At 63.1% G+C, this 22,251-nt stretch carries 16 protein-coding genes; 8 read left to right on the plus strand and 8 right to left on the minus strand.

Annotated features, from left to right (window positions below; genetic code table 11):
• Positions 1–32 precede the first annotated feature (32 nt).
• The 6 genes from gyrB to dnaA all read right to left on the minus strand — a co-directional run bounded on the left by gyrB (position 33) and on the right by dnaA (position 8,491).
• Positions 33–2,132, minus strand: coding sequence for a DNA topoisomerase (ATP-hydrolyzing) subunit B (gyrB, locus tag AC1DXI_RS05985; protein WP_476937845.1), 2,100 nt, complete (start codon positions 2,130–2,132; stop codon positions 33–35).
• A 413-nt stretch (positions 2,133–2,545) separates the two neighbouring features.
• A complete protein-coding gene (locus AC1DXI_RS05990) occupies positions 2,546–3,106 on the minus strand; it encodes a DciA family protein (protein ID WP_018775667.1) in 561 nt (186 codons plus the stop codon).
• The gene (gene recF, locus AC1DXI_RS05995) at positions 3,103–4,329 is read right to left on the minus strand and encodes a DNA replication/repair protein RecF (RefSeq protein ID WP_476937846.1); all 1,227 of its coding nucleotides are present in this window, start codon (positions 4,327–4,329) and stop codon (positions 3,103–3,105) included. The genes AC1DXI_RS05990 and recF overlap by 4 nt, the downstream gene beginning before the upstream one ends.
• 45 nt (positions 4,330–4,374) lie before the next feature.
• Positions 4,375–5,259, minus strand: a complete 885-nt coding sequence (gene gnd / locus AC1DXI_RS06000) for a phosphogluconate dehydrogenase (NAD(+)-dependent, decarboxylating) (RefSeq protein WP_026266810.1) — start codon at positions 5,257–5,259, stop codon at positions 4,375–4,377.
• 99 nt (positions 5,260–5,358) lie between these two features.
• Positions 5,359–6,483, minus strand: a complete 1,125-nt coding sequence (gene dnaN, locus AC1DXI_RS06005; protein ID WP_018775670.1) for a DNA polymerase III subunit beta — start codon at positions 6,481–6,483, stop codon at positions 5,359–5,361.
• A 586-nt stretch (positions 6,484–7,069) separates the two neighbouring features.
• Positions 7,070–8,491: a chromosomal replication initiator protein DnaA gene (gene dnaA, locus AC1DXI_RS06010; protein WP_018775671.1), complete on the minus strand. Its 1,422-nt coding sequence runs from the start codon at positions 8,489–8,491 to the stop codon at positions 7,070–7,072.
• Positions 8,492–8,955: 464 nt separating this feature from the next.
• Between dnaA and rpmH the strand changes: the two genes are divergently transcribed.
• From rpmH to AC1DXI_RS06050, 8 genes are all read left to right on the plus strand, one after another.
• On the plus strand, positions 8,956–9,093 hold the full coding sequence (gene rpmH / locus AC1DXI_RS06015) for a 50S ribosomal protein L34 (RefSeq protein WP_003800212.1): 138 nt from the start codon (positions 8,956–8,958) through the stop codon (positions 9,091–9,093).
• A gap of 41 nt (positions 9,094–9,134) precedes the next feature.
• Complete coding sequence (gene rnpA, locus AC1DXI_RS06020) at positions 9,135–9,545, plus strand: ribonuclease P protein component (RefSeq protein ID WP_026266811.1); 411 nt, start codon at positions 9,135–9,137, stop codon at positions 9,543–9,545.
• A complete protein-coding gene (gene yidD / locus AC1DXI_RS06025) occupies positions 9,538–9,933 on the plus strand; it encodes a membrane protein insertion efficiency factor YidD (RefSeq protein WP_476937847.1) in 396 nt (131 codons plus the stop codon). Before rnpA ends, yidD begins: the two co-directional genes overlap by 8 nt.
• A gap of 16 nt (positions 9,934–9,949) precedes the next feature.
• Positions 9,950–10,927 (plus strand): membrane protein insertase YidC, encoded by a 978-nt coding sequence (gene yidC, locus AC1DXI_RS06030; RefSeq protein WP_476937848.1) that lies wholly within the window; start codon positions 9,950–9,952, stop codon positions 10,925–10,927.
• Entirely contained in the window at positions 10,927–11,517 is a 591-nt protein-coding gene (locus tag AC1DXI_RS06035) for a Jag family protein (RefSeq protein WP_476937849.1), read from the plus strand. The genes yidC and AC1DXI_RS06035 overlap by 1 nt, the downstream gene beginning before the upstream one ends.
• 16 nt (positions 11,518–11,533) lie before the next feature.
• Positions 11,534–12,184 (plus strand): 16S rRNA (guanine(527)-N(7))-methyltransferase RsmG, encoded by a 651-nt coding sequence (rsmG, locus tag AC1DXI_RS06040; protein WP_476937850.1) that lies wholly within the window; start codon positions 11,534–11,536, stop codon positions 12,182–12,184.
• Between the two features lie 87 nt (positions 12,185–12,271).
• Positions 12,272–13,339: a ParA family protein gene (locus tag AC1DXI_RS06045; protein WP_476937851.1), complete on the plus strand. Its 1,068-nt coding sequence runs from the start codon at positions 12,272–12,274 to the stop codon at positions 13,337–13,339.
• 68 nt (positions 13,340–13,407) lie between these two features.
• A complete protein-coding gene (locus AC1DXI_RS06050) occupies positions 13,408–14,670 on the plus strand; it encodes a ParB/RepB/Spo0J family partition protein (RefSeq protein WP_476937852.1) in 1,263 nt (420 codons plus the stop codon).
• 6,140 nt (positions 14,671–20,810) lie between these two features.
• Here the strand turns inward: AC1DXI_RS06050 and trxA are convergent.
• Positions 20,811–21,137: a thioredoxin gene (trxA, locus tag AC1DXI_RS06055; protein ID WP_018775302.1), complete on the minus strand. Its 327-nt coding sequence runs from the start codon at positions 21,135–21,137 to the stop codon at positions 20,811–20,813.
• A 37-nt stretch (positions 21,138–21,174) separates the two neighbouring features.
• Entirely contained in the window at positions 21,175–22,131 is a 957-nt protein-coding gene (gene trxB / locus AC1DXI_RS06060; protein ID WP_476937853.1) for a thioredoxin-disulfide reductase, read from the minus strand.
• Positions 22,132–22,251: the final 120 nt, after the last annotated feature.

A 22,251-nucleotide genomic window follows, 5' to 3' on the forward strand; every position in this document is an offset into this window, starting at 1 on the left:
CAGCTCTGGCATATTCGGGGCGTGGCGGCCCGCTAGATGTCCAGGAACCGAACGTCCTTGGCGTTCTGCTGAATGAAGTTTCGGCGCGATTCAACGTCCTCGCCCATCAGGACCGAGAAGATCTGGTCCGCTGCCAGGGCATCGTCCATCGTCACCTGCAGCAGGGTCCGGTGGTCCGGGTCCATGGTGGTGTCCCACAGTTCCGTGTAGTCCATTTCGCCGAGGCCCTTGTAGCGCTGGATGCCGTTGTCCTTGGGGATGCGGCGGCCGGCGGCCTGGCCCGAGACCAGCTTCGCGTCGCGTTCGCGGTCGCTGTAGACGTAATCGTGCGGGGCATTCGACCACTTGATCCGGTACAGCGGCGGCTGCGCGAGGTAGACGTAGCCGTTTTCGATCAGCGGGCGCATGTAGCGGAACAGCAGGGTCATCAGCAGCGTCGTGATGTGCTGGCCGTCGACGTCGGCATCGGCCATGAGCACGATCTTGTGGTACCGCAGCTTGGCGATGTCGAAGTCCTCGCCAATGCCGGTGCCGAAGGCCGTGATCATGGACTGGACCTCGGCATTGCCGAGCGCCTTGTCCAGCCGGGCCCGTTCCACGTTAAGGATCTTGCCGCGCAGCGGCAGGATGGCCTGGGTCTCCGGGTTGCGGCCGCGCTTGGCGGAGCCGCCGGCCGAGTCGCCCTCCACGATGTAGACCTCGCACCTTTCCGGGTTCTTCGAGGAGCAGTCGGAGAGCTTGCCGGGCATACCGAAGGATTCCAGCGGACTCTTGCGGCGGGCGTTGTCCCGGGCCTTCCGCGCGGCCATGCGCGCCTGGGCCGCCGAGATGGCCTTACGGATAACGTCCCGGGCGGGGCCGGGGTTGCGCTCGAGCCAGTCGCCCAGGCCGTCGGTGACAACGCGCTGGACAAAGCCCTTGACCTCGGAGTTGCCGAGCTTGGTCTTCGTCTGGCCCTCGAACTGCGGCTCGGAGAGCTTCACGGAAATGACTGCCGTCAGGCCCTCGCGGATGTCGTCTCCGGTGAGGTTGTCTTCCTTTTCCTTGATGATGTTCTTCTCCCGCGCATAGCGGTTGATGAGCGAGGTCATCGCGGCGCGGAAACCCTCTTCGTGGGTACCGCCCTCGTGCGTGTTGATCGTGTTGGCGTAGGTGTGGACGCTCTCGGAGTACGCGTTGGTCCACTGCATCGCCATTTCCAGGGCAATGTGCCGTTCCGTGTCCTCGGTCTCGAAGGCGATGACGTCCTCGTGGACCACATCAACCTTCTTGCCCGAGTTCAGGTGCTTGACGTAGTCCAGCAGGCCGTCGTCGTACTGGTAGACCACGGTGTGGAATTCCGCAGGGATCTCGCCTTCGGTGGGGACGGTGTCCAGATCCAGGTCGTCATCCTCGGACGGTTCCTCCGGAGCGCGGCGCTCGTCCGTCAACGTGATGCGCAGGCCCTTGTTGAGGAAGGCCATCTGCTGGAAGCGGGCCCGCAGTGTTTCGAAGTCGAAGTCGGTGCTCTCGAAGATGCTGGCATCGGGGTAGAACGTCTGGGTGGTGCCGGTCTCGGTGGTTTCCTCGCCCTGGACCAGGCCGCCTTGCGGCTTGCCGCCGTCGGCGAAGGACATTCGCCAGACGTGTCCCTGGCGGCGGACCTCGGTGTCGACCCGGCTGGAGAGCGCGTTGACCACCGAAATGCCGACGCCGTGCAGGCCGCCGGAGACGGCATATCCGCCGCCGCCGAACTTGCCGCCGGCGTGCAGGATCGTCATGACGACTTCCACGGTGGGCTTGAGCTCGGTGGGGTGCATGTCCACGGGGATGCCGCGGCCGTTGTCGACCACCTTGACCCCGCCGTCGGCCTGGAGCACGATTTCGATGTGCGTGCAGTAGCCGGCCAGAGCCTCGTCCACCGAGTTATCCACCACTTCATAGACCAGGTGGTGCAAACCGCGGGGGCCGGTGGAGCCGATGTACATGCCGGGACGTTTCCGGACAGCTTCCAGGCCTTCAAGTACGGTGATGTCGCTGGCGCCGTATTCGCGCGATGTCGCGGTCCCCGACGGCGCCGCTGCCGCAGCCTCTTGTTCCACCGCTTCCGCTACGTCTTCCACTGCCGGGATCTCTGCATTGTCGTTAGCCACAGGCGCTTTCGACTCCTCTATGTTCGTTGAAGGCCGGCCGTTGCCCCTTCCGTGGAAAAGGCTCCTGCCAACAGGCACGTCACTGACGACGCCGGGTGTTTCCGCTGACTTGGGATCGCGTCCGCCGCACGCTGAAATTGCGTCGGAAACGGACTCAGTCAACGCTTCACCGGCGCCCAGTTATCTACACCGATTCTATCGTGTTATAGGGGCCAAACCTGCATTCCAGGGCGCCAAACGGGCGGGAAAGTGCCGCTGGGAGGGCGCTGGCTCCCCCTGCAAGGCTTTCGGGGTCCAGCCCTAGGGTTCCTATACGACTCCGGGGCGTTCAAGCGCCCTACACGCCGCTTGCGGATTTTTCAAGGGTTTTTGCAAGAAGTGCTTCAGATCCGGTGCCCGTCGGGGGCCGGGGGCTATCCGTACGTGTCGCGGGGACCCCGGCCGTTGACCGTCCGGAGGCCCTTGCGCCAGCTCGGGGCGGCGGGTCCGAGCACCTGGATACTGGTGACGACGCCATCGCCAAGCTCGGTCCGGAATTTTTCCAGCAGACTGCTGCTGAGCAGCCGCAGCTGGGTGGCCCAGGCCGTGGAATCGGTCCGCACATGCAAGGTGGTGTCGGTGAAACTCTCGGGTGTGCAATGCGCCGAGATCTCGGGGCCCACCAGCACGGCCCACTGCGCCATGACGGAGCCGACGGCCACCGGCGAGCTCCAGCCGCGTTCGGCCACGAGGCGTCCCACGACTTTTCCGAGGCCCAGCGGATCCCTGCCGGTGCCGTGGAATTGGGAGAACCCGCGGGTTCCCCGGGCGGCGCGGGCGGGTTTCTGGCTGCCGGCACCGGAGCGCGGCACCGCCCGCCGGATTTCGCCCCGGGCTGCGGCGGCGTCGCGCATCCGGTTCAATGCGGCCTGCGCGGCGTCGATGTCGTCGGGGTCACGGCCGGGCTGCAGGCCGCCGTCGGTATCCTTATTCATCGATTTTCCTGCTCATCGATTCCTCCCGGGATGACCTTCACCCGCCGTCCGGTCAGCTCCGCCGGGATATCGTCCTCGACGGCGGCAGTGACCAGCACTTGCTCGGCGCCGGATACTATTGCCGCCAGTTTACGCCGCCGCTGGACGTCGAGTTCGGCAAAAACGTCGTCCAGGATCAGGATCGGGGGCGAGCCGCCCGTGCGGGCATCGTCGAGCATGACGTAGTAGGAGGCCAGGCGCAGTGACAGGCACATGGACCAGGTTTCCCCGTGGGAGGCGTAGCCCTTGGCCGGCGCCGAGCCAAGCACGAGCTCAAGCTCGTCGCGGTGCGGCCCGACCAGCGAGATGCCCCGTTCCAGTTCCTTGCGCCGGGCTGCGGCGAAGGCCTGGATATAGCGGTCGGTGAGCTGCTCGACGGAGAGCAGCCGCAGGTCTTCCGCCGGTGCGGTCTCATCGACAGCGGTTCCGTCCGCCGGCCTGGACTCCGCTGGTCTTGAGGTGGCGCCGTCGTCGTCCAGGCTGTCCTGCAGCGTGGAACGGTACACCGCGGTGGCCTCCTTGGAGCCGTCGGTCAGCTGCGCATAGGCGTTTTTCAGGTGCGGCTGCAGCCGGTCCACCAGCTCCAGGCGCGCGTGCAGCAGTTCGGCCCCGGCCCGGGCCATATGCTGGTCCCAGACATCGAGCGTTGCCTCGTGGCCGGTGCTGAATTTTCCGGCGCGGGCCGACTTGAGCAGCGCGTTGCGCTGCTTCAGGACCCGGTCATAGTCGCTCCTGGTCGCGGCGTGGCGCGGCATGAGGCTGACCAGGAGCTCGTCCAGGAACCGGCGGCGGCTGGACGGATCGCCCTTGACCAGCGCCAGGTCCTCCGGCGCGAAGAGCACCGTCTGGCAGATCCCGAGCAAGTCCCGGGCACGGACCGGATTGCTCCGGTTGATCCGTCCGCGATTGGCCCGGCCCGCGTTGATTTCCAGCTCCAGCACGGTGGACTGCTCGCCACGGACCAGCTTGGCCCGGATCATCGCCCGCTCGGCACCAAACCGCAGCAGCGGCGCGTCCGTGCTGACCCGGTGCGAGGTGAGCGTGGCCAGATACCCGATCGCTTCCATCAGGTTGGTCTTGCCGATGCCATTGGAGCCCACCAGGACGGTGACTCCGGGCTCAAGGCTGAGATCGACCTGGGCGTAGCTGCGGAAATCTGTGAGCGAGAGTTTTTCTAGGTACACGCGGGATTCAGGACTTCACGGGACGGATTAATTTGCCGGGCAGGATTACTTGGCCGGCCGGGTCGCGTGGCCGCCGAACTGGTGGCGCAGCGCCGAGACCATCTTCATGGCCGGCGAGTTGTCCTCGCGGGAGGAGAACCTGGCGAACAGCGCAGCCGTGATGGCCGGGGCCGGCACCGCGTTGGCAATTGCCTCCTCGACGGTCCAGCGGCCTTCACCCGAGTCCTCGACGTAGTCGGAGATCGATTCCAGTCCGGGATCCTCGTCGAGGGCCTTGACCATGAGGTCCAGGAGCCAGGAGCGGACAACCGTCCCCTTTTGCCAGGCCCGGAATGTGCCGGGAAGATCGGCGACGATCTCCTTGGCGGCCAGGAGTTCGTACCCCTCGGCATAGGCCTGCATCAGGCCATATTCGATCCCGTTGTGGACCATTTTGGCGTAGTGCCCGGCCCCGACGCCGCCGACGTGCACGAAGCTGTCGGCCCGGTCGCCTGCGGGACGGAGCGCGTCGAAGACGGGGAGGGCCCGTTCGATATCCGCGGCATCGCCGCCCGCCATGAGGCCGTAGCCGTTCTGGAGGCCCCAGACTCCGCCGGATACGCCGCAGTCCGCAAAGCGGATTCCCTTTTCGGCCAGTGCGGCGCCGTGCTTCTGGTCTTCGGTGAAGCGGGAGTTGCCGCCGTCGATCACGAGGTCACCGGCGTCGAGCTTGGTGCCCAGTTCGGTGATCACGGCGTCGGTAATCTCGCCCGAGGGGACCATGACCCAGATGAGGCGCGGCGCCGGGACGGCGGCGATAAGTTCGTCCAGGGTGGCGACGTCGGCAACGTCGGGGTTGCGGTCAAATCCAGTGACCTCGATCCCGCCGTTGCGCAGCCGTTCGCGCATGTTGAAGCCCATTTTTCCAAGGCCGATTAGTCCGATGTGCACTTAGATGAACTCTTTTCTGCGCTGGGGTGCTTCGTTGAGGACGGCCGTGACGGCCCGCAGGTGCTGTGTTCCGGAGGTCCGGAACACGGCGGTGGCGGGCTAGTTGGGCAGCCGGACGGGCATGACGAGGTAGCGGTAGTCGCCCTGGTCCTCGCCCTCGGCGTCCTGCTGGGCCGTAATCATGGCCGGTTTCGGTGCGGTGGTGAAGGAGAAGCGCACGAACTTGGTTTCGATGACGCTCAGGCCCTCGATCAGGTAGTGCGGGTTGAAGGCCACGGTGATGTCCTCACCGGACAACTGGGCTTCGAGCTCTTCGGAGGCCTGGGCGTCCTCGCCGGTGCCGGCGTCCAGGTGCAGCTGGCCCTGGGTGAAAGCGAGCCGGACAGGCGTGTTGCGTTCGGCCACGAGCGAGACGCGGCGCACGGCTTCGACCAGTTCCTGGGTCTGCACGGTGGCGTGGATGGGGGTTGAGTCCGGGAAGAGCGAACGGATTTTCGGGTAATCGCCGTCCACCAGGAGCGAGGTGGTGGTCCTGCCGCCGCTCTCGAAGCCGATCAGCCGGCTGTCGTCGTCGGCGAGGGCGATGTTGATGTCGCCGCTGCTGCCCAGGGTTTTCGCCACTTCGTTGAGGGTTTTGGCCTTGACCAAGGCGCTCGTGGAGATCCCCGGAGTCGCAGGCTTCCACGGGACTTCGCGCATGGCCAGACGGTAGCGGTCGGTGGCCAGGAGGGTGATGAGGTCGTCCTCGATTTCCATCCGCACGCCGGTCAGGATCGGCAGGGTGTCGTCCTTGCTGGCCGCGATGATCACCTGGGATACGGCCTGGGCGAACGAATCGCCGGGCACGGTGCCGCTGATCGTCGGCAGGGCCGGCAGCGGCGGGTATTCGGCCTCGGGCATCGTGGCCAGGTGGAAGCTGCTGCGGCGGCAGGTGAGCGTGACCTTGTTGCCGTCGGTTTCGACCTCGACGGGGGCGGAGGGCAGGCTGCGGCAGATGTCCGCGAGCAGGCGGCCCGATACCAGGATCGTGCCCTCAGCGCTGATGTCAGCAGGGATTTCGAGCCTCGCGGAGGTCTCGTAATCGAAGCTCGACAGGCTGACGGTACCGGCTTCAGCCTTCAGGAGCAGGCCTGAAAGTACGGGAACGGGCGGCCGCGGAGACAACGACCGGGCGGTCCATGTCACGGCTTCTGCCAGGACGTCCCGTTCGACTCTGAACTTCACGGAAGGGTGCCGCCTTTCATTGCTGCTGTTAGTGCTGAAAATCGCTGAAACTGCTCAAGCTGCGGCGGACCTCGGCAGGGACGCCGAATTCCGTCAACAAGGGAATCGTCCGCCCAGCCCGGGCCCCATGGCCCGGTAGGAACCACAAAAGATGTCCGGGACGGACACACTGCAGACAGCTTAGCCCCAAGGTGAGCGTTTCTCCCATCCCCGGGTTACATCAGTGTTGTTCGCGGGGCCGGTCTCCTGCGCCGGTCCGGAACGGGCCTGGGCGCTGCTCGGAGGTGGGAAGGAGATTGTTGTTTGAGGGAATTTCATTTTCTTGGGATTAGTAGTGTTAATAACTGCTGTGGAAACTGTGGATAACTCGATCCTGCCGCACGAACCCGCGGTTAAGCCCTGTTCATGGACTGTGGGCGGTGCAGGTTTTAAACAGGGTGTGGATGGGGACAAGATTTTTGGCCGACTGGCCAATCCACAGGCGCCTTAAGGGTTTTAAGCCCATTAACCGCGGTTGTCCCCTTAAGTATCCACAGGGTTGTCCACAGGGCCCTGTTAATAAGGTAAGAGTGCGCCGGCCGATGGCTCAGGAATTACGCTGCTGCTGCTTGATCCGGTTGGTCAGCTCGGTCACCTGGTTGTAGATGACCCGGCGCTCGGCCATGAGTTCGCGGATCTTGCGGTCGGCGTGGATCACGGTGGTGTGGTCGCGGCCGCCCAGCTCCTGCCCGATCTTGGGCAGGGACATGTCCGTCAGTTCCCGGCACAGGTACATCGCGATCTGCCGGGCGGTCACCAGCGTGCGGGTGCGCGACTTGCTGCAGAGCTCTTCCATGCTGAGCTTGAAGTAGTCGGCCGTCTGCGTGAGGATCTGGGCCGAGGTGATTTCCTGGGCACCGTCATCGGTGATGAGGTCCTTGAGCACCATCTCGGCCAGGGCCACATCCACCGGCTGCCGGTTCAGGCTGGCGAAGGCCGTGACGCGGATGAGGGCTCCCTCAAGTTCGCGGATGTTGCTGGAAATCTTGGAGGCGATGTATTCGAGCGCATCGTCCGGCGCGGAGAGGCCTTCGCTGAGGGCCTTCTTCCGGAGGATCGCGATGCGGGTCTCCAGTTCGGGCGGCTGGATGTCGGTCAGCAGGCCCCATTCGAAGCGCGACTTCATGCGGTCCTCGAAGCCGGCGAGCAGTTTCGGCGGCTGGTCCGAGGTGATGACCACCTGCTTGTTGTTGTTGTGCAGGGCATTGAACGTGTGGAAGAACTCCTCCAGCGTCCGGTCCTTGCCTGCCAGGAACTGGATGTCGTCGATCAGCAGCACATCCACGTTGCGGTACGTGGTCTTGAAGCTGGTGCCTTCATCGTCGCGGATGGAGTTGATGAAGTCGTTGGTGAATTCCTCGGAATTGACGTAGCGGACCCGGATCCCGCTGTAGAGCCGGCGCGCATAGTGGCCGATCGCGTGAAGCAGGTGGGTCTTGCCGAGTCCGGAGTCGCCGTAGATGAACAGCGGGTTGTAGGCCTTCGCCGGCGCCTCGGCCACAGCCACGGCGGCTGCGTGGGCGAACCGGTTGGAGGACCCGATCACGAAGGTGTCGAAGACGTACTTCGGGTTCAGGCGGCCGAATTCGTGCGAGGTGCTCGGCAGCATCGGCTGCGGCTTCAACTCCACGGTCGGGTCGGCGGCCAGGGAAAGTTCGACGGCGGGTTCGGGCTCTGTGTGCAGCGGCACCAGATCCGTGTCGACGTCGATCGCGCAGCGGATTTCGTCGGAGAACACGCTGCGGAGGGCGTCGTCGAGGGCTTCCTTGACCTGGGTCTGCAGCACCTCGCGGGTGAGCTCGTTGGGGACGGCCACCAGGAGGGTGGAACCAATCAGCCCCTGCGCCTGGGCGAGGATGACGAAGCCGCGCTGCCGGGGAGAGACACGGTGGTCGTTCTCCAGGAGGCTCACTACCCGCCGCCAGGAACTTCCGACAGTGTTGGCTTGGTTGGCTTCGTCTACTGTCATCAATCAGTTCCTCAAACTTGCTGGCCTGCATTACGTGCATCCGCGCGGTCCGGAGCTGTCCACCGGCCGGCTCAATCCACAGGGTTATGCACAGTCCGTGGATAAGGGGTTACTGAGACACTGTAGGGGATGAAAACGCCAGAAGATAGCTGGGTTGAGTCCTGTGGATAATTACACCGTTGTGGTTCTCAAATGGGGCGCGTGACGCACTTCATCCACAGGCTGCGGGAGCAGTTAGCCACAGCTGGGGATAGCCTGCGGAGCGACCCCCGGTTTGACTCGGGAGGTCGGCAAGCCCTAACGTTGTGAAGTCCCATGTGTACGCTTTTCGCCTCATCTGAATCTCTCCTGACGCCCCGCGTTGCGTGAATTACAGAGGTAAGCGGCACATACCAAAACTTAGCGTCGGCCAGTTCTTCCCCTTGATCGGGTGGGCGCACCTTTGATCCACTGGAGTAACTAACGTGAGCAAGCGGACTTTTCAGCCGAATAACCGCCGTCGAGCCAAGAAGCACGGCTTCCGCCTTCGTATGCGTACCCGTGCCGGCCGTGCCATCCTGGCAGCCCGTCGTGGCAAGGGCCGCACCGAACTGTCGGCCTAAATAACTGACTCGTCGGTCCACATCCCTGTGCGAGTTGAACGGTGCTAGCCACCAGGAACCGTCTGCGGACATCAACCGATTTTTCAACAACTGTACGTTCCGGTGTCCGCAATGGACGCCGGAACGTAGTGTTATATACGGCAGCTATTGCTGCCGATGAACCAAGCCGGATCGGATTCATCGTTTCCAAGAGTGTCGGGAACGCTGTTGTCAGGAACCTCGTTAAGAGGAGACTGAGAGAAGCCGGTGCATTGTCGTTGCAGAAATACGGCAGCGGGTTCGCCATTGTGGTCCGGGCACTGCCCGCCGCGGCGGGAGCCAGCTGGGACCAGCTGCTCGCCGACTATGACACCGCTTTGGAAACAACCATGAAACGGCTGGGCAACCGCCTTCCGAAGGCTGCTTCACCAGGTTCTAACGAGACGACACAGGAAGGGACCCCGCGTGCATAACTCAACTGCCGCCGTCGTCCCTCCCGCAAAATCCGCAGCAGCATGGTTGGGCCGGGCAGTCTGGAACTTGCCCCGCAATATCCTCATTCTGTTGCTCCTGGCGTACCGCAAGGTGATCTCACCGCTGTACGGCCAGGTTTGCCGTTTCTTCCCCAGCTGCTCGGCCTATGCCCTTGAAGCGATCACCGTCCACGGCGCGGTGAAGGGAAGCTGGCTGGCTGCCAGGCGCCTGTTGCGCTGCCATCCCTGGAACGCCGGTGGTGTGGACCATGTCCCCGCCGGCAAATGCGAGTGGCCCGCAGACCGCACCCCCACAATTGTTGTGCTGAACAATCCGGACAAGTACTTGGCTGCTCAGACTGATGGAGAAGGCCGCTCTGCGGCCTAACGAATAGGGATATCGTATGGACTTCTTTGAAACAATCATGTTTCCGTTCAAGTGGCTTGTGTCCGCCATCATGGTGGTCTTCCACGATGGCCTGAGCGCCATCGGCATGCCCGCCGCGAGCGGCTGGACGTGGACCCTGTCGATCATTGGGCTGGTGCTGGTGATCCGTGCCGCCCTGATTCCCGTGTTCGTCAAGCAGATCAAGGCCCAGCGGGGCATGCAGCTGCTGCAGCCGGATCTGAAGAAGCTGCAGGACAAGTACAAGGGCAAGACCGACCAGCTCTCCCGCCAGGCCATGGCGCAGGAGCAGATGGCCCTGTACAAGAAGCACGGCACCAACCCGTTCTCGGCCTGCCTGCCCATGCTGATCCAGATGCCGTTCTTCTTTGCCCTCTTCCAGGTCCTCTCCGGCATCACGGCAGCGGCCACCAGCGGCAAGGGCATCGGCGCCATGAGCGCCGAACAGGTCGAGCAGTTCGATAAATCCACCATCTTCGGTGCCCCTCTCTCTGCCTCCCTGCTCCACGGCAGCACCGCGGGAGGCGAAGTTGCGGTGTGGGTTCTCTCCATCGTGATGATCCTGGCCATGACGGCCTCGCAGTTCATCACCCAGAAGCAGATCATGGCCAAGAACATGTCCGAAGAGGCCCTCGCGAGCCCGTTCATGCGCCAGCAGAAAATGATGCTCTACATCCTGCCGATCGTCTTCGGCGTGGGTGGCATCAACTTTCCCATCGGTGTCCTCATCTACTGGACCACCACCAACCTCTGGACCATGGGGCAGCAGTTCTTCGTGATCCGCCGGATGCCCACGCCCGGATCGCCGGCAGCCAAGGCCCTCGCCGACCGCAGGGCAGCCAAGGGTCTGCCCGCCCTGCCCCTCCTGGGCGGCAAGAAGGTCGACGCCGAGGCAGCCGAAGCCTCGGCCGCGGCCGCCGTCGAAGCCAAGACCCAGCGCGTCCAGCCGCAACGTAAGAACAGGAAGAGGAAGTAATGTCCGCCGAGAGCACCGAACACGCTATTTCCCCCGAGTTTGACGACGACCGGGACGACGCCCAGAACGCAGCCGACGACTCCTCAGAGGGTGCGGAGGCCGGCACCGGCAAGAGTGTTTCCGCCAGCCGCCTCGAAGAAGAAGGCGACGTCGCTGCGGACTACCTCGAGGAACTTCTGGACATCGCGGATATCGATGGCGACATCGACATCGAGGTCCGCAACGGCCGCACCTATATCTCGATCGTCGCCGAAGAAGAAGCCGCCGGGCTGGACAGCCTGGTGGGCCCTGACGGCGAGGTCCTTGAGGCCCTCCAGGAGCTGACGCGGCTCGCGGTCCTCTCCGCGACGGAGAACCGGTCCCGCCTGGTGCTGGATATCAACGGCTACCGTGCCGAGCGTGCCGGCGATCTGCAGAAGATCGCGGAAGACGCCGTCGCCGCTGTGAAGGATTCCGGTGAGGCAGTTGCCCTGGCTCCGATGAGCGCCTACGAGCGCAAGATCGTGCACGACGCCGTCGCCGATTTGGGACTCGTGAGCGAGTCCGAAGGCGAAGGTGCCGACCGGCACATCGTTGTCTCCGCAGACTGAACCGTTGACTAGCTTGATGGTTGAAATTACCGCCCCAGAACTCAAGGCAGCAGAGTCCATCTTCGGTGACCGCCTGGAACTGGCGAAACGCTACGTCGGGCATCTGGCGACGTCCGGGACCGAACGGGGCCTGATCGGGCCCCGCGAAGTGCCGCGGCTGTGGAGCCGGCACGTGCTTAACTGCGCCGTCATCGAGAGCCAGATTGCCCACGGAAGCCATGTGGCCGACGTCGGCAGCGGCGCCGGCCTGCCCGGCCTGTGCCTGGCCATCGCCCGGCCGGACCTGGAACTGACCCTGATCGAACCATTGGAGCGCCGTGTCATTTGGCTCCAGGAAGTGGTGGACGATCTTGGCCTCGAGAACGTCACGATCATGCGCACCCGTGCGGAACTCGCGGTGGGACTCGTGAACGCCGACGTCGTGACGGCCCGCGCGGTATCTGCGCTGTCCAATCTCGCCGGGCTGACCATTCCGCTCCTGGCCGGCAAGGGTGAAGTCGTCGCCATCAAGGGACGCAGTGCCGGCGAGGAAATCGAAAAGGCCGCCAAGGTTATCCGCAAACTGGGCGGCATTCAGACGTCCGTGGTGGTGGTGGGTGAAGACCTGCTGGAGGAACCCACCACCGTTGTGCGAATCGTAGTGAACAAGCCTCAAAAGATTACCTAGCACCGGCCCCGGTGCCCGGGGAGTCTGAGGGGAAGAGGTTAGGCTAGTAACCGGCAGTAAGAGCCGAATGAGAGTGAGCGTGTCATAGTGAGCAGTAGCGAAGCCTCCACACAACGGATCCCGCCGTTTGTGTCCCTGGGGTCCGCACGGGCGTTTACGGCTCCTGCAGTAGCTTTTGACTACTCCGGAAATCACACGGCTTCGGTTGCGAAGGCGACCGGGATGGCCGGTGTTTCACGTGAAACATCCCTCCCTCACACGGGGAACGTGCTGGATTCCATCGACGATTCCAGCCCCATCGCCCGCGAACTCGCGCACGAAAACAAGCGCCGCGAGCGGTTGCTGGGCCGCCAGCTCCCCAAGCCGGAGAAAACCCGGGTCTTCACCGTTTCCAACCAGAAGGGCGGCGTCGGAAAGACGACGACGACCGTGAACATCGCCGCCGCGCTGGCGGCCGCCGGCCTGAACGTGCTCGTGATCGACATCGATCCGCAGGGCAACGCCTCGACCGCCCTGGGAATCGAACACCACGCCGATGTTGACAGCATCTACGATGTGCTGATCAACGATGTCCCGCTGAAGGACGTCGTGGCTCCGTGCCCCGACATCGACAACCTGATTTGTGCGCCCGCCACCATTCATCTTGCCGGTGCCGAAATTGAACTCGTCAGCCTGGTGGCCCGCGAGCAACGGCTGCGCCGCGCAATCGATGTGTACTCCAAGGAGCGCGCCAAGAATGGCGAGGAGCGGCTGGACTACATCTTCATCGACTGCCCGCCGAGCCTCGGGCTGCTGACGGTAAACGCTTTCTGCGCGGCCGGCGAAGTTCTCATCCCGATCCAGTGCGAGTACTACGCCCTCGAAGGCCTCAGCCAGCTCCTGAAGAACATCGAGATGATCCAGAAGCACCTGAACGCCGATCTGGTTGTCTCCACGATTCTGCTGACCATGTATGACGGCCGCACGAATCTCGCTGCCCAGGTGGCGGCCGAGGTCCGGGAGCACTTCCCGAAGCAGGTGCTCGGCGCTGTGGTGCCGAGGTCGGTGCGTATTTCCGAGGCACCGAGCTACCAGCAAACTGTCATGACGTATGATCCTTCTTCCAGCGGTGCCCTGTCCTACCTGGAAGCCGCCGCGGAAATCGCGGAACGTTAGAATTTTTTCGAGAATTGCACTAACCAGAGCCAGGTGAATCCCGGCTCTTCCACTGGAGGGATTTATCCATGAGCGATAAGCGACGCGGCCTCGGCCGTGGACTTGGCGCACTCATTCCAAGTTCCGCCGCGGCTAACGCCTCCGGAAACGGTGCTGCCCCATCCCGGCCCGTGGACCTCTTCTTTCCTGAAGCCCGAAAAAAGACAGCCGACGCCGAGGCGCTCCCGGACACCAATGCCGCGCAGGCCAAGGAGCCGGAGTCCACACCCGTCAACAACGGCGGTCGGTCTGATCTGACTGGTGACACCACGGAAGCCGCAAAAGCTGAAGTCGACACAGCTGCCGGCAAAGTCGACGTGACTGCCCCCGCAGCGACCAAGAAAACTCCCGCCCGGAAGTCGGCTGCCACCAAGTCGGCGCACGCTGCTGCCAAAGCGGCCGAACCCGGCGAACAGCTGGCGTTTGACTCCACACCCGAGCACAGCGACGAGGGATCTGTTGAACTCGTAGAGGTGCCCGGTGTCAGGTTTGCCGAAATCCCGGTCACGGACATCCACCCCAACCGCAAGCAGCCCCGATCGGTCTTCGATGAGGACGACATGGCGGAACTGGTGCACTCCGTGCGGGAAATTGGCGTCCTCCAGCCAATTGTGGTCCGTACCTCAACCGAAGAGGGTGGCGAACCTTATGAGCTCGTCATGGGTGAACGACGGTGGCGTGCAGTACAGGCCGCGGGCCTGGAAACTATCCCCGCGATTGTCCGTGACACGACCGACGACGACCTCCTTCGCGACGCGTTGCTGGAGAACCTGCACCGCAGCCAGCTGAATCCGCTTGAAGAGGCGGCGGCCTACCAGCAGCTGCTCGAGGACTTTGGGACTACGCACGAACAGCTGGCGGATCGGATCGGACGTTCGCGTCCCCAGGTGTCGAACACCCTGCGGCTGCTGAAGCTGCCCCCGCTGGTGCAGCGCCGGGTTGCGGCAAACGTTATCTCCGCAGGGCACGCCCGCGCGCTGTTGGCGCTTCCGGACGCAGCGGCCATGGAGCGCCTGGCGCAGAAGATTGTTTCAGAGGGTATGTCGGTCCGGGCGACCGAAGAGGCTGTGACTCTGTATCAGAGCCCCGCCTCGCCGGCCAAGAACAACATCCCGCGGCCGGGAGCCCGCCACGAGCGACTGGACTACTTGGCTTCGTCGCTTTCTGACCGCCTTGATACGAATGTCAAGATCTCGCTTGGTGCCCGCAAGGGTCGTGTCAGCATCGAGTTCGCCAGCGTCGAGGACCTGAACCGCATCATGGACGTCCTGACGCCAGGTGCGCCCAGCTAGCGCGCGATTCTCTGAGTTCTCCGGGAGGGTCTGTTTCACGTGAAACAGGCCCTCCCTTTTTGTTGCTCCCGGCCCCTGATGCCGGCGAGAGCGTTGCCGGCGACGACTTCCGGACGGCTCGCACCCGCCGTCGTCCTGGCCCGGGCTTCTTGCGTACTGAGGCTTTGGGAGTGGGATGGAGGCATCGCTCGACTCTTTGGTGGATTCAGGGCTCCCCTTTCCTGCCCGGCTTCGGCGAGACCGGGGCGTAAGTGCAGCCCGACTCGTTGGTGGGAGGCCGGGCGCTATCCCTGCATCAAGCGGAGACTCCTGTCCCTGGTGACCGCCACGTCTCCGGTCCCCGCCCTGTCCCCGCTGTTCCTCCGGGGACAAACTTGTGGATCGCATGAACCACCCGGTTGGCCCACGGCGCCAGCGGAATTCCGGTGGCACCGGGCGCTATGTCGGCATCCCCCAGGTTTCCATCAGGGCGGTTCCTGCACGGATCGAAGGAGCAGCTAAGCGGATCCCGCCCGGACTGAACGGCGCCTACAGTCCTGCCACGACGATCGCGCTTATCAGGACAAACAATTGGCGGCCCGCTTCCCCGTGTTCACGGATTGCCCTTGGCTTTCGATCGATGTTTCACGTGAAACGGGGTGGCCAAATTTTCGGCTTTGGCACCCATCTAATGCGAGGTCAGATGGCTGGCCATGAGGCGGAGACGAATGGAGGCGGATGAATCCGGTCAACGGCTGCAGGTCGGTCGGCAATGGTCATCCCGGAACCCACTTGCCCAGCGGCCGGCCAGGCTGCCTGTGGGCTATTCGAGCACATTCGTCCATCCGTAACCTGAAGCAGGGAGAACGGCCTCGTACGGCTTGGCCGGTTCCTGGGAGGGTGAGAGCTCGCCGCAGCAACAGACGATCTTCCGGGCGGCCGTAGCTTCATGTGCGAGCAGGGCTGGTGGGGGCAGCCGCCACCTCCTGGGACGCCTCCCAAAGCGCCATACGCGCCGCTGGTGCGTTGCGATGGCGCGTAGTTGGTTCCGTGACCGCGAAGCAGGCTGCAGGGCGCTGAGGCCTTGGACGCCGTGAGGTGCGTCGGGGGGCCACTGTTCATCGTCCGGGATAGGTCATGCACCCTCGCTGCTTGCGGTCTTTGTTCACGGAGGCGCCCTTCATGAAGGGGCATTGGGGTGGGTGAACCCAGCTATCGTGCCCATGTGGTCAGGTGCTGCCGCAGCTTTGCTGTGGAAAGCCGTCTATTGCGTGACGGCTCTTTGGCGAAGCTGTACGCTCGGTGCTTGGCACTGGGCGCTTGCTCCGCGGCCGACCATTCATGCCCCTGGCCTGGAGGCCCGTGGTTTGGTGGGTTCGGGCGATGAGATTCGACGTTGGTCTGGCGGTGGTTGGTGGACTGTTGGCCTCGACATGCGCCTCTACGCGATCCCTGAACCGTGGTCTGGATGTGGGTTTGGTAGGGGCCTGCACAAGGCGCTCGACAAAGCTACTGGGCAGTGCGGACCTCGACGCCGGCCTGGAAGCGGCCTTCGCGTGGGCATGGACATGGGCCTCGATATGCGCTGTGCACTCGCGTCGGCGCCGCAGGAACTTGGACTTTGTCACGCAGCAGAGTGCCACTCATGGGAGTTTGATCGCCGACGCTGAACGAGACTTCCTAGCTTCACGGATCACTGCGTCCTTCGGCTCCCCCGCCAAGTTGCTGTTCGACCCATCCGTCAACTTCCACTCACATCCCTGATTCCGCATCCAGGTCCCGTATACGCCGTGTCAGTTCGCCGGAACCCCAGCAATCGGAACCAGACACTTGCCTCTCATAGGTCAGCAAACAATTGGCCCCTCGCGCCGTACCCGACAGCTCGCACCCGCAATCCGGCCGCCGCATTCAGATGCAGATGGCGCCATGTCGGCATGCCTGGCACGTGACACGACGGCTCCCCCTCACAGTTCGACGCTGCTGCCGTACCCGTCAGCCCGCTAGAGCGTGCTTTAGGAGAGAGCAGCACTGAACTTGTTTGGCCGCACGCCCACGGCCCTCGCTGGCGGAAGGTCTGTAAGAGCCCTCCTGCAGGAACTGTGAGCCGAGCCAGCAATGCTCTCCCTCTCGGAAGGTCGGGTGGAGCCTGTGAGAACTAGGCGCCGGTGTCGTGTCCATTGAGACCATGGGTCGTTCACGCCTGCAGCGCACTAAGCGTGGTTTGGATTATCTGGCTGGCCGCTGTGTGGGCGCGCCCGCCGCCATCCTCGGGAGAGTGCTCAAGTTGCTGCATGCCCAACTACACAGTCTCCCCTGCCCGGCACGGCCACACCGGTTCACGGTGGTTCCGGCGGCCGGATTCGTCAAGGCCCAGGGAGGGAATCACAGTCCGCGACCTGCGACGTGCGACCTGCGACTTCGAGTCGCGGGCAGCGGGCGCGGGGTGCTGCAGGCTTCGATTCGCTGATCGCACCGAAGCCGCAAGTGGATACCGCGACCCGAGGGGACCGAACCACAAAGAAGGCACGTCGGCAGCCGGGTCAGTCTGGTTGGGTTCTGGACTCGGGCATGCGAGTGTGTACAGTGCCGGCTCGACCGGTTCCTCGGGTGGACCGCTTCCTCTGCCCGGATCCCCCAGTCCCACCGGCATGCGTTCAGCCGGGATAAATCCAGTACCGTCGCAATCTAAACAACGCCTGGCAAACCACATAGTCGACGTCGGACATCGGGCATGCACCGACCAACGGGCACGGCGGCGGTCGCGAGCTCATAAGAGTAGAGAATGATTGATCCAGGAAGAACCACCGAGGACGTGCTGTCCCGAAGCTCTCACGACCCAGAAACTCACGAGGCCCTGCGAAGCTCATCGTACGCGTGGCGCCGTCGGGGCGGCATGGCACGACGAGGCGATCCCATGATCGGCACGGTGCTTGGAGACGAAAAGGCTGGAACGGCTGCACTCCCCTGGTGGTCTCGAAGTCCGACATTGCCCTGTGGGACAGCACGCTCCGACGGAGGGGCCAGACGACGCAATCTAACCCAGCCGGCCCTGACGCTCGACGTGACATGGTTCGGCCCACCTGGATTTAGGGCTTCGGCCAACTGTTGGACGACCCCTTCCCGAGACTGCTGCACCGCAGGTCAAGGCAGAATCCAGGCGCGGTTGGCAGGGCCGTCCACAGCTCGAACTTTAGCCAGCGGCCCGTGGACGGAGCGGTGGATAGAGCGGTGGATATTGCTGTGGATAACTTTGTGGATTAGTGGCCGACTGTAGCCAGCTCGTGCCGACAGGATCATGCTCCAACGGCGTCCGTGATATCTGCCCAGAAGCTCCCTTGCGGGCCAACTTTTCGTTTCACGTGAAACATGGTCAGTTCAGGCAGCGACGCTGGCCGAAACATTCGTGAAGTTGTCTCAAATCGCCGCTCTACGGTTAATTTTTCAAGGTATTCGGCCTCCCCCTTGTGATTGGCGCGAGCATGATGATTGGTTGGCCAGGGCACATCCACTGCAAGGTGGAAAGCTGGTCAGGAATCCAATGCCAGAGACTCCAACCGCGCTTCGCAGCTCACGAAGAGAGGCATGTGAACAATCTCTCAGGGCCTGTGGATAACGATGTGAATAACTTCTGTGGAGAAACTGGTGGATATCGAGGAAGCACCGGATTCGACAGTCCCCTGGGAGTGCCTGTAACCGCTCAATATGGGCCGCCATTGACCTTGGTCTGAGCCCTGGGGCGGCAGACATGACGGCGCGCGCGATGGCCGTGGGACCAGCACCGCGTCATCAATATGGTGGCGATTTGTGGACGGATACGCGAGAGCTCGAAGGTCATCCCCGGCCGACAGCGGTGGTGCCTGCCGGGGGCGGGGGAGACAAGCCGCAAGTGCAGCGTTCCTTGCGTTGTCGCAGAGGAGTCCACCCCGCTGCATTCCGGCTAGCAACGCATGGAAACGAAGATGGCAACGAGGAAGAAATACATCCTCCTGCATCGCGATCTGGACCAAACCGGGAAACATAAGGGCCGGCTCAATGCCAGTCCCCCTTCAGCAGAAAGACGCGACCGGCTGCCGACGGCACGGAGGTCTGGGCAAACTCCATGCGGGTTGAGTGAGCTTGAGACCGAACCGCGCCCGGGGATAGCAGGCAATAGTCAGCGCGCAGTCGATGGGGCCGGGACAGCCAGGAGTAGTCAAGACGGAGACGGCCATGCCAGGAACTGAACTGAGATGATGGTTGACGGGACGACCAGCAGAGGTATGGCGGGCTGACCTTGGGAGTGCTACAGGGTCCCTGGACCAGCGGAGCGTCGACTCAGGTAGGGTGAGGGCCTGAGGACCGGAGACACCGTATGGCCCGATCCCCAGACCTGCCACGCCCTGCAAGAAGCTTCGCGCCCAACGGATGGAACTGTCCCAAGACTCCTGTCTGATCGGTTGGGCGATGGACTGTGAGCCCTGTCCCCCGCGTCTGACGTCTCGTGGCGTGCAGGCTATGTGCTGGCCGTAACTGCGGCGGGACGAGTACTTTCGATGGCTTCCTGCCGCGGCGGCCCAAAATCGGTCATCAAATCAGACAACATAGGCCGTCGGAGTGGACGTTCGCCTGAGACCTCCAGCTGGCGTTCTGCCCCCAGCCCCAGGCAGCTGACCCACATCCAACTGCGCCCAAACGGCTGCCATTGCTGGCCGTAGCAGGGCCTCAGGTTTGAATGCTGACGCGTGCAGCCGGCCTGCAGAGTCCTTAACGGCGGAGGGCAGTCCCCCATCGGGGTCTACGCAGGGGAATTTGTGACTGCCTCGCTGCAGACTGGTCAGAGTCTGCGGACATGTTTCACGTGAAACTTGTAGGCCTGGAGATGCTGCCACCGGGTCGGATGTCGTGGCGATCTGCGTGAAGCACCGCCTGTAGTGCGAAGTGTGAGTCGCAGCCAGCCACATCGAGTGTTAGGCAAGGACTTCTGCTGTTGGCGTTCGCGGAGCATCTTTCGGTTGCTCGGCCCGGAGCCGCTCAGGCCGTCGATCGGAGAGACGCACGTCAGGAAGCGCACTTGCGCACCTCCTCCACCCCTCGCGACCGGCGGCAGCGCTGTGCTCAGACCTGCGTCCCCCAGGTTATCTAATAGTCTACTGTCACTTGTTCGAACAGTTTGATTTGCACGAGTCGACCCAAGTCGTGGTTTCACGTGAAACATGGAAAGGCGGATTGGGCCGGCAAGCCTTTAACGCTCAGGTGGCGAACACGCAGTGTTTCACGTGAAACAGCTTCCGATCCGACTCCCAGTCGCTGGGGACGGTGCTGACTGGCAGCATGATCGCCGCTTGAGGGCGGTGTGGACGAATATGTGGCAATCTCGCGCATTCCTGGACATCCGCCGCCTGGGCCCATGTCACCCCGGATTCGGTTCGCTCTAATCCGCTCCGTTCCACCGGCGGACGTGCAGGAACTGCCGCAGCGCGCTGCCCTGAGGGGAACACTCAGCCCCTGCCCGATCTCGTGTCAGCAGCGGTGCATGCGGCGCCAACGGGAAATCGCCGGGCAGCTCACTTCTGAAGACGACCCTTCTGATTTGAGTGTGCCCTACACCATCACTCCGCCGCCCAACCTAACAGCGCGTCGAGTGCATTTCGAGTCCGGGCTCGTCGCCGCAGATCCTATCCACGCGTGAGTTGGTGTTTCACGTGAAACACGTCGTGCGCACGAGGTGAGCATCGCGGTCGGTGGAATTCCAACGAACACCCAGTCGGGATCCGCCCACGCAACGGGAAATCGGTGCAACGCAACTTTCGGGAAATCCCTGTCAACAAAAGTGCTTTTCACTGAGCCATTGCACTTACTGTGCAGTGCATTGCAAGCCTCATGTTTCACGTGAAACAAGTCTCCGGTGACGTGCTGCACCGACCGGCTACCCGACACGCGTCCAGGTAAGTTGGGAACTGCGGCTGTTTCAACGCTCACGGGAGCCCCCCGGACGGCGGGCGTCCACGGAAGAGGTGACTTGACCGCAGGTAGAAAATAAGACCCGTAGCCACCCGGTAAAAGTTGCAATACCAGTTCTGACAGACTCCCGCTAGGTCGACGTAGTCCCACTCCCCTGCTGCGGCCGTGGATCACAACAAAAAAGTGGCCCCCGCCAGAAGCGGGGGCCACTTTCAGTCAGCCTAAGACAGGACGTCCGCAAATTCCTTCTCGAAGAACTGCTTGGGCCGGGCACCGATCACGGTGCTCTTGACCTCGCCGCCCTGGAACAGGTAAACGGCCGGGATGGAGGTGATACCGTACTCGGCAGCGATGGCCGGGTTGTCGTCAACGTTCACCTTGACCACGTCAACCTTCTCGCTGTACTCAACCGAAATCTCGTCAAGAATCGGACCGAGCTTGCGGCAGGGGCCGCACCATTCGGCCCAGAAATCGACAATGACGGGCTTCTCGGAGGCCAGTACATCAGTGCTGAAGCTGGCGTCCGTTACGTCTTTTGCGTTGCTCATAACCTTTGTCTCTCTTCCGTTGGTTGCTGCGCGCCGTTTAGGCGTGGAAATCTGCGAGATAGTGCTCGACGTCGAGGGCCGCCACACAGCCGGAACCGGATGCGGTGATCGCCTGGCGGTAGGTCGGATCAATCACGTCGCCGGCAGCGAAGACGCCTCGGACGCTTGTCTTCGAGGTGCGGCCGTCCACAGCGATGGTTCCCTCTGCGGTCAGCTCGAGCTTGCCCTTGACCAGATCGGTGCGCGGATCGTTGCCGATTGCCACGAACACTCCGGTCACGGCCAGTTCGGTTTCCGTGCCGTCCACCAGGTTCTTCAACCGCAATGCGGTGACTTTGTCCTGTCCCAACACGTCTTCCACACCGGTGTTCCACACGAAGTTGATCTTCTCGTGGGCCAAGGCGCGGTCAGCCATGATCTTTGAAGCGCGAAGGGTGTCGCGGCGGTGAACCACCGTGACGGACTTGGCGAACTTGGTGAGGAAAAGGGCCTCTTCCATGGCGGAGTCGCCTCCACCAATGACCGCAATGTCCTGGTCCTTGAAGAAGAAACCGTCGCAGGTTGCACACCAGCTCACACCGTGGCCCGAAAGCCTCTTCTCGTTCGGCAGCCCAAGCTCACGGTAGGCGGAGCCGGTGGAAAGAATGATGGAACGGGCCTTGAAGGTCTCCCCCGTGCCGATGGTGACGGTCTTGACGTCGCCGTCGAGGTCCAAGTCGGTGACGTCCTCGAACTGGATCTCCGTGCCGAAGCGGGCGGCCTGCTTCTCGAAATTCTCCATCAGGTCCGGGCCCATGATGCCGTCGGGGAAGCCTGGGTAGTTCTCCACGTCCGTGGTGTTCATCAGTTCGCCGCCGGCCGTAACCGAGCCTGCCAAGAGCAGCGGCTTCAGGTTCGCGCGCGCCGTGTACACCGCTGCGGTGTAGCCCGCCGGGCCGGAGCCGACGATGATGACATCACGTACTTCGGAGGCAGTGTTTTCTGCGTTGCTCACTGAACGGTGAACCTCTTCCTTTGTCGATGCGCCCGCCTCGATGGCCGGCCACATGGCACAACTATTGCCGGGCATTGAATATTCCGGCCGAAATGGGCGTCACGGAGCAACACCACTACA

This window comes from Arthrobacter sp. P1_H7 (genome assembly GCF_056405215.1).

Coding starts and splice junctions, on each gene's coding strand:
- rsmG (WP_476937850.1), top strand. CDS start 11,534: ATGGTTGAAATTACCGCCCCAGAACTCAAGGCAGCAGAGTCCATCTTC.
- dnaA (WP_018775671.1), bottom strand. CDS start 8,491: ATGACAGTAGACGAAGCCAACCAAGCCAACACTGTCGGAAGTTCCTGG.
- AC1DXI_RS06050 (WP_476937852.1), top strand. CDS start 13,408: ATGAGCGATAAGCGACGCGGCCTCGGCCGTGGACTTGGCGCACTCATT.
- AC1DXI_RS06035 (WP_476937849.1), top strand. CDS start 10,927: ATGTCCGCCGAGAGCACCGAACACGCTATTTCCCCCGAGTTTGACGAC.
- AC1DXI_RS05990 (WP_018775667.1), bottom strand. CDS start 3,106: ATGAATAAGGATACCGACGGCGGCCTGCAGCCCGGCCGTGACCCCGAC.
- yidC (WP_476937848.1), top strand. CDS start 9,950: ATGGACTTCTTTGAAACAATCATGTTTCCGTTCAAGTGGCTTGTGTCC.
- trxA (WP_018775302.1), bottom strand. CDS start 21,137: ATGAGCAACGCAAAAGACGTAACGGACGCCAGCTTCAGCACTGATGTA.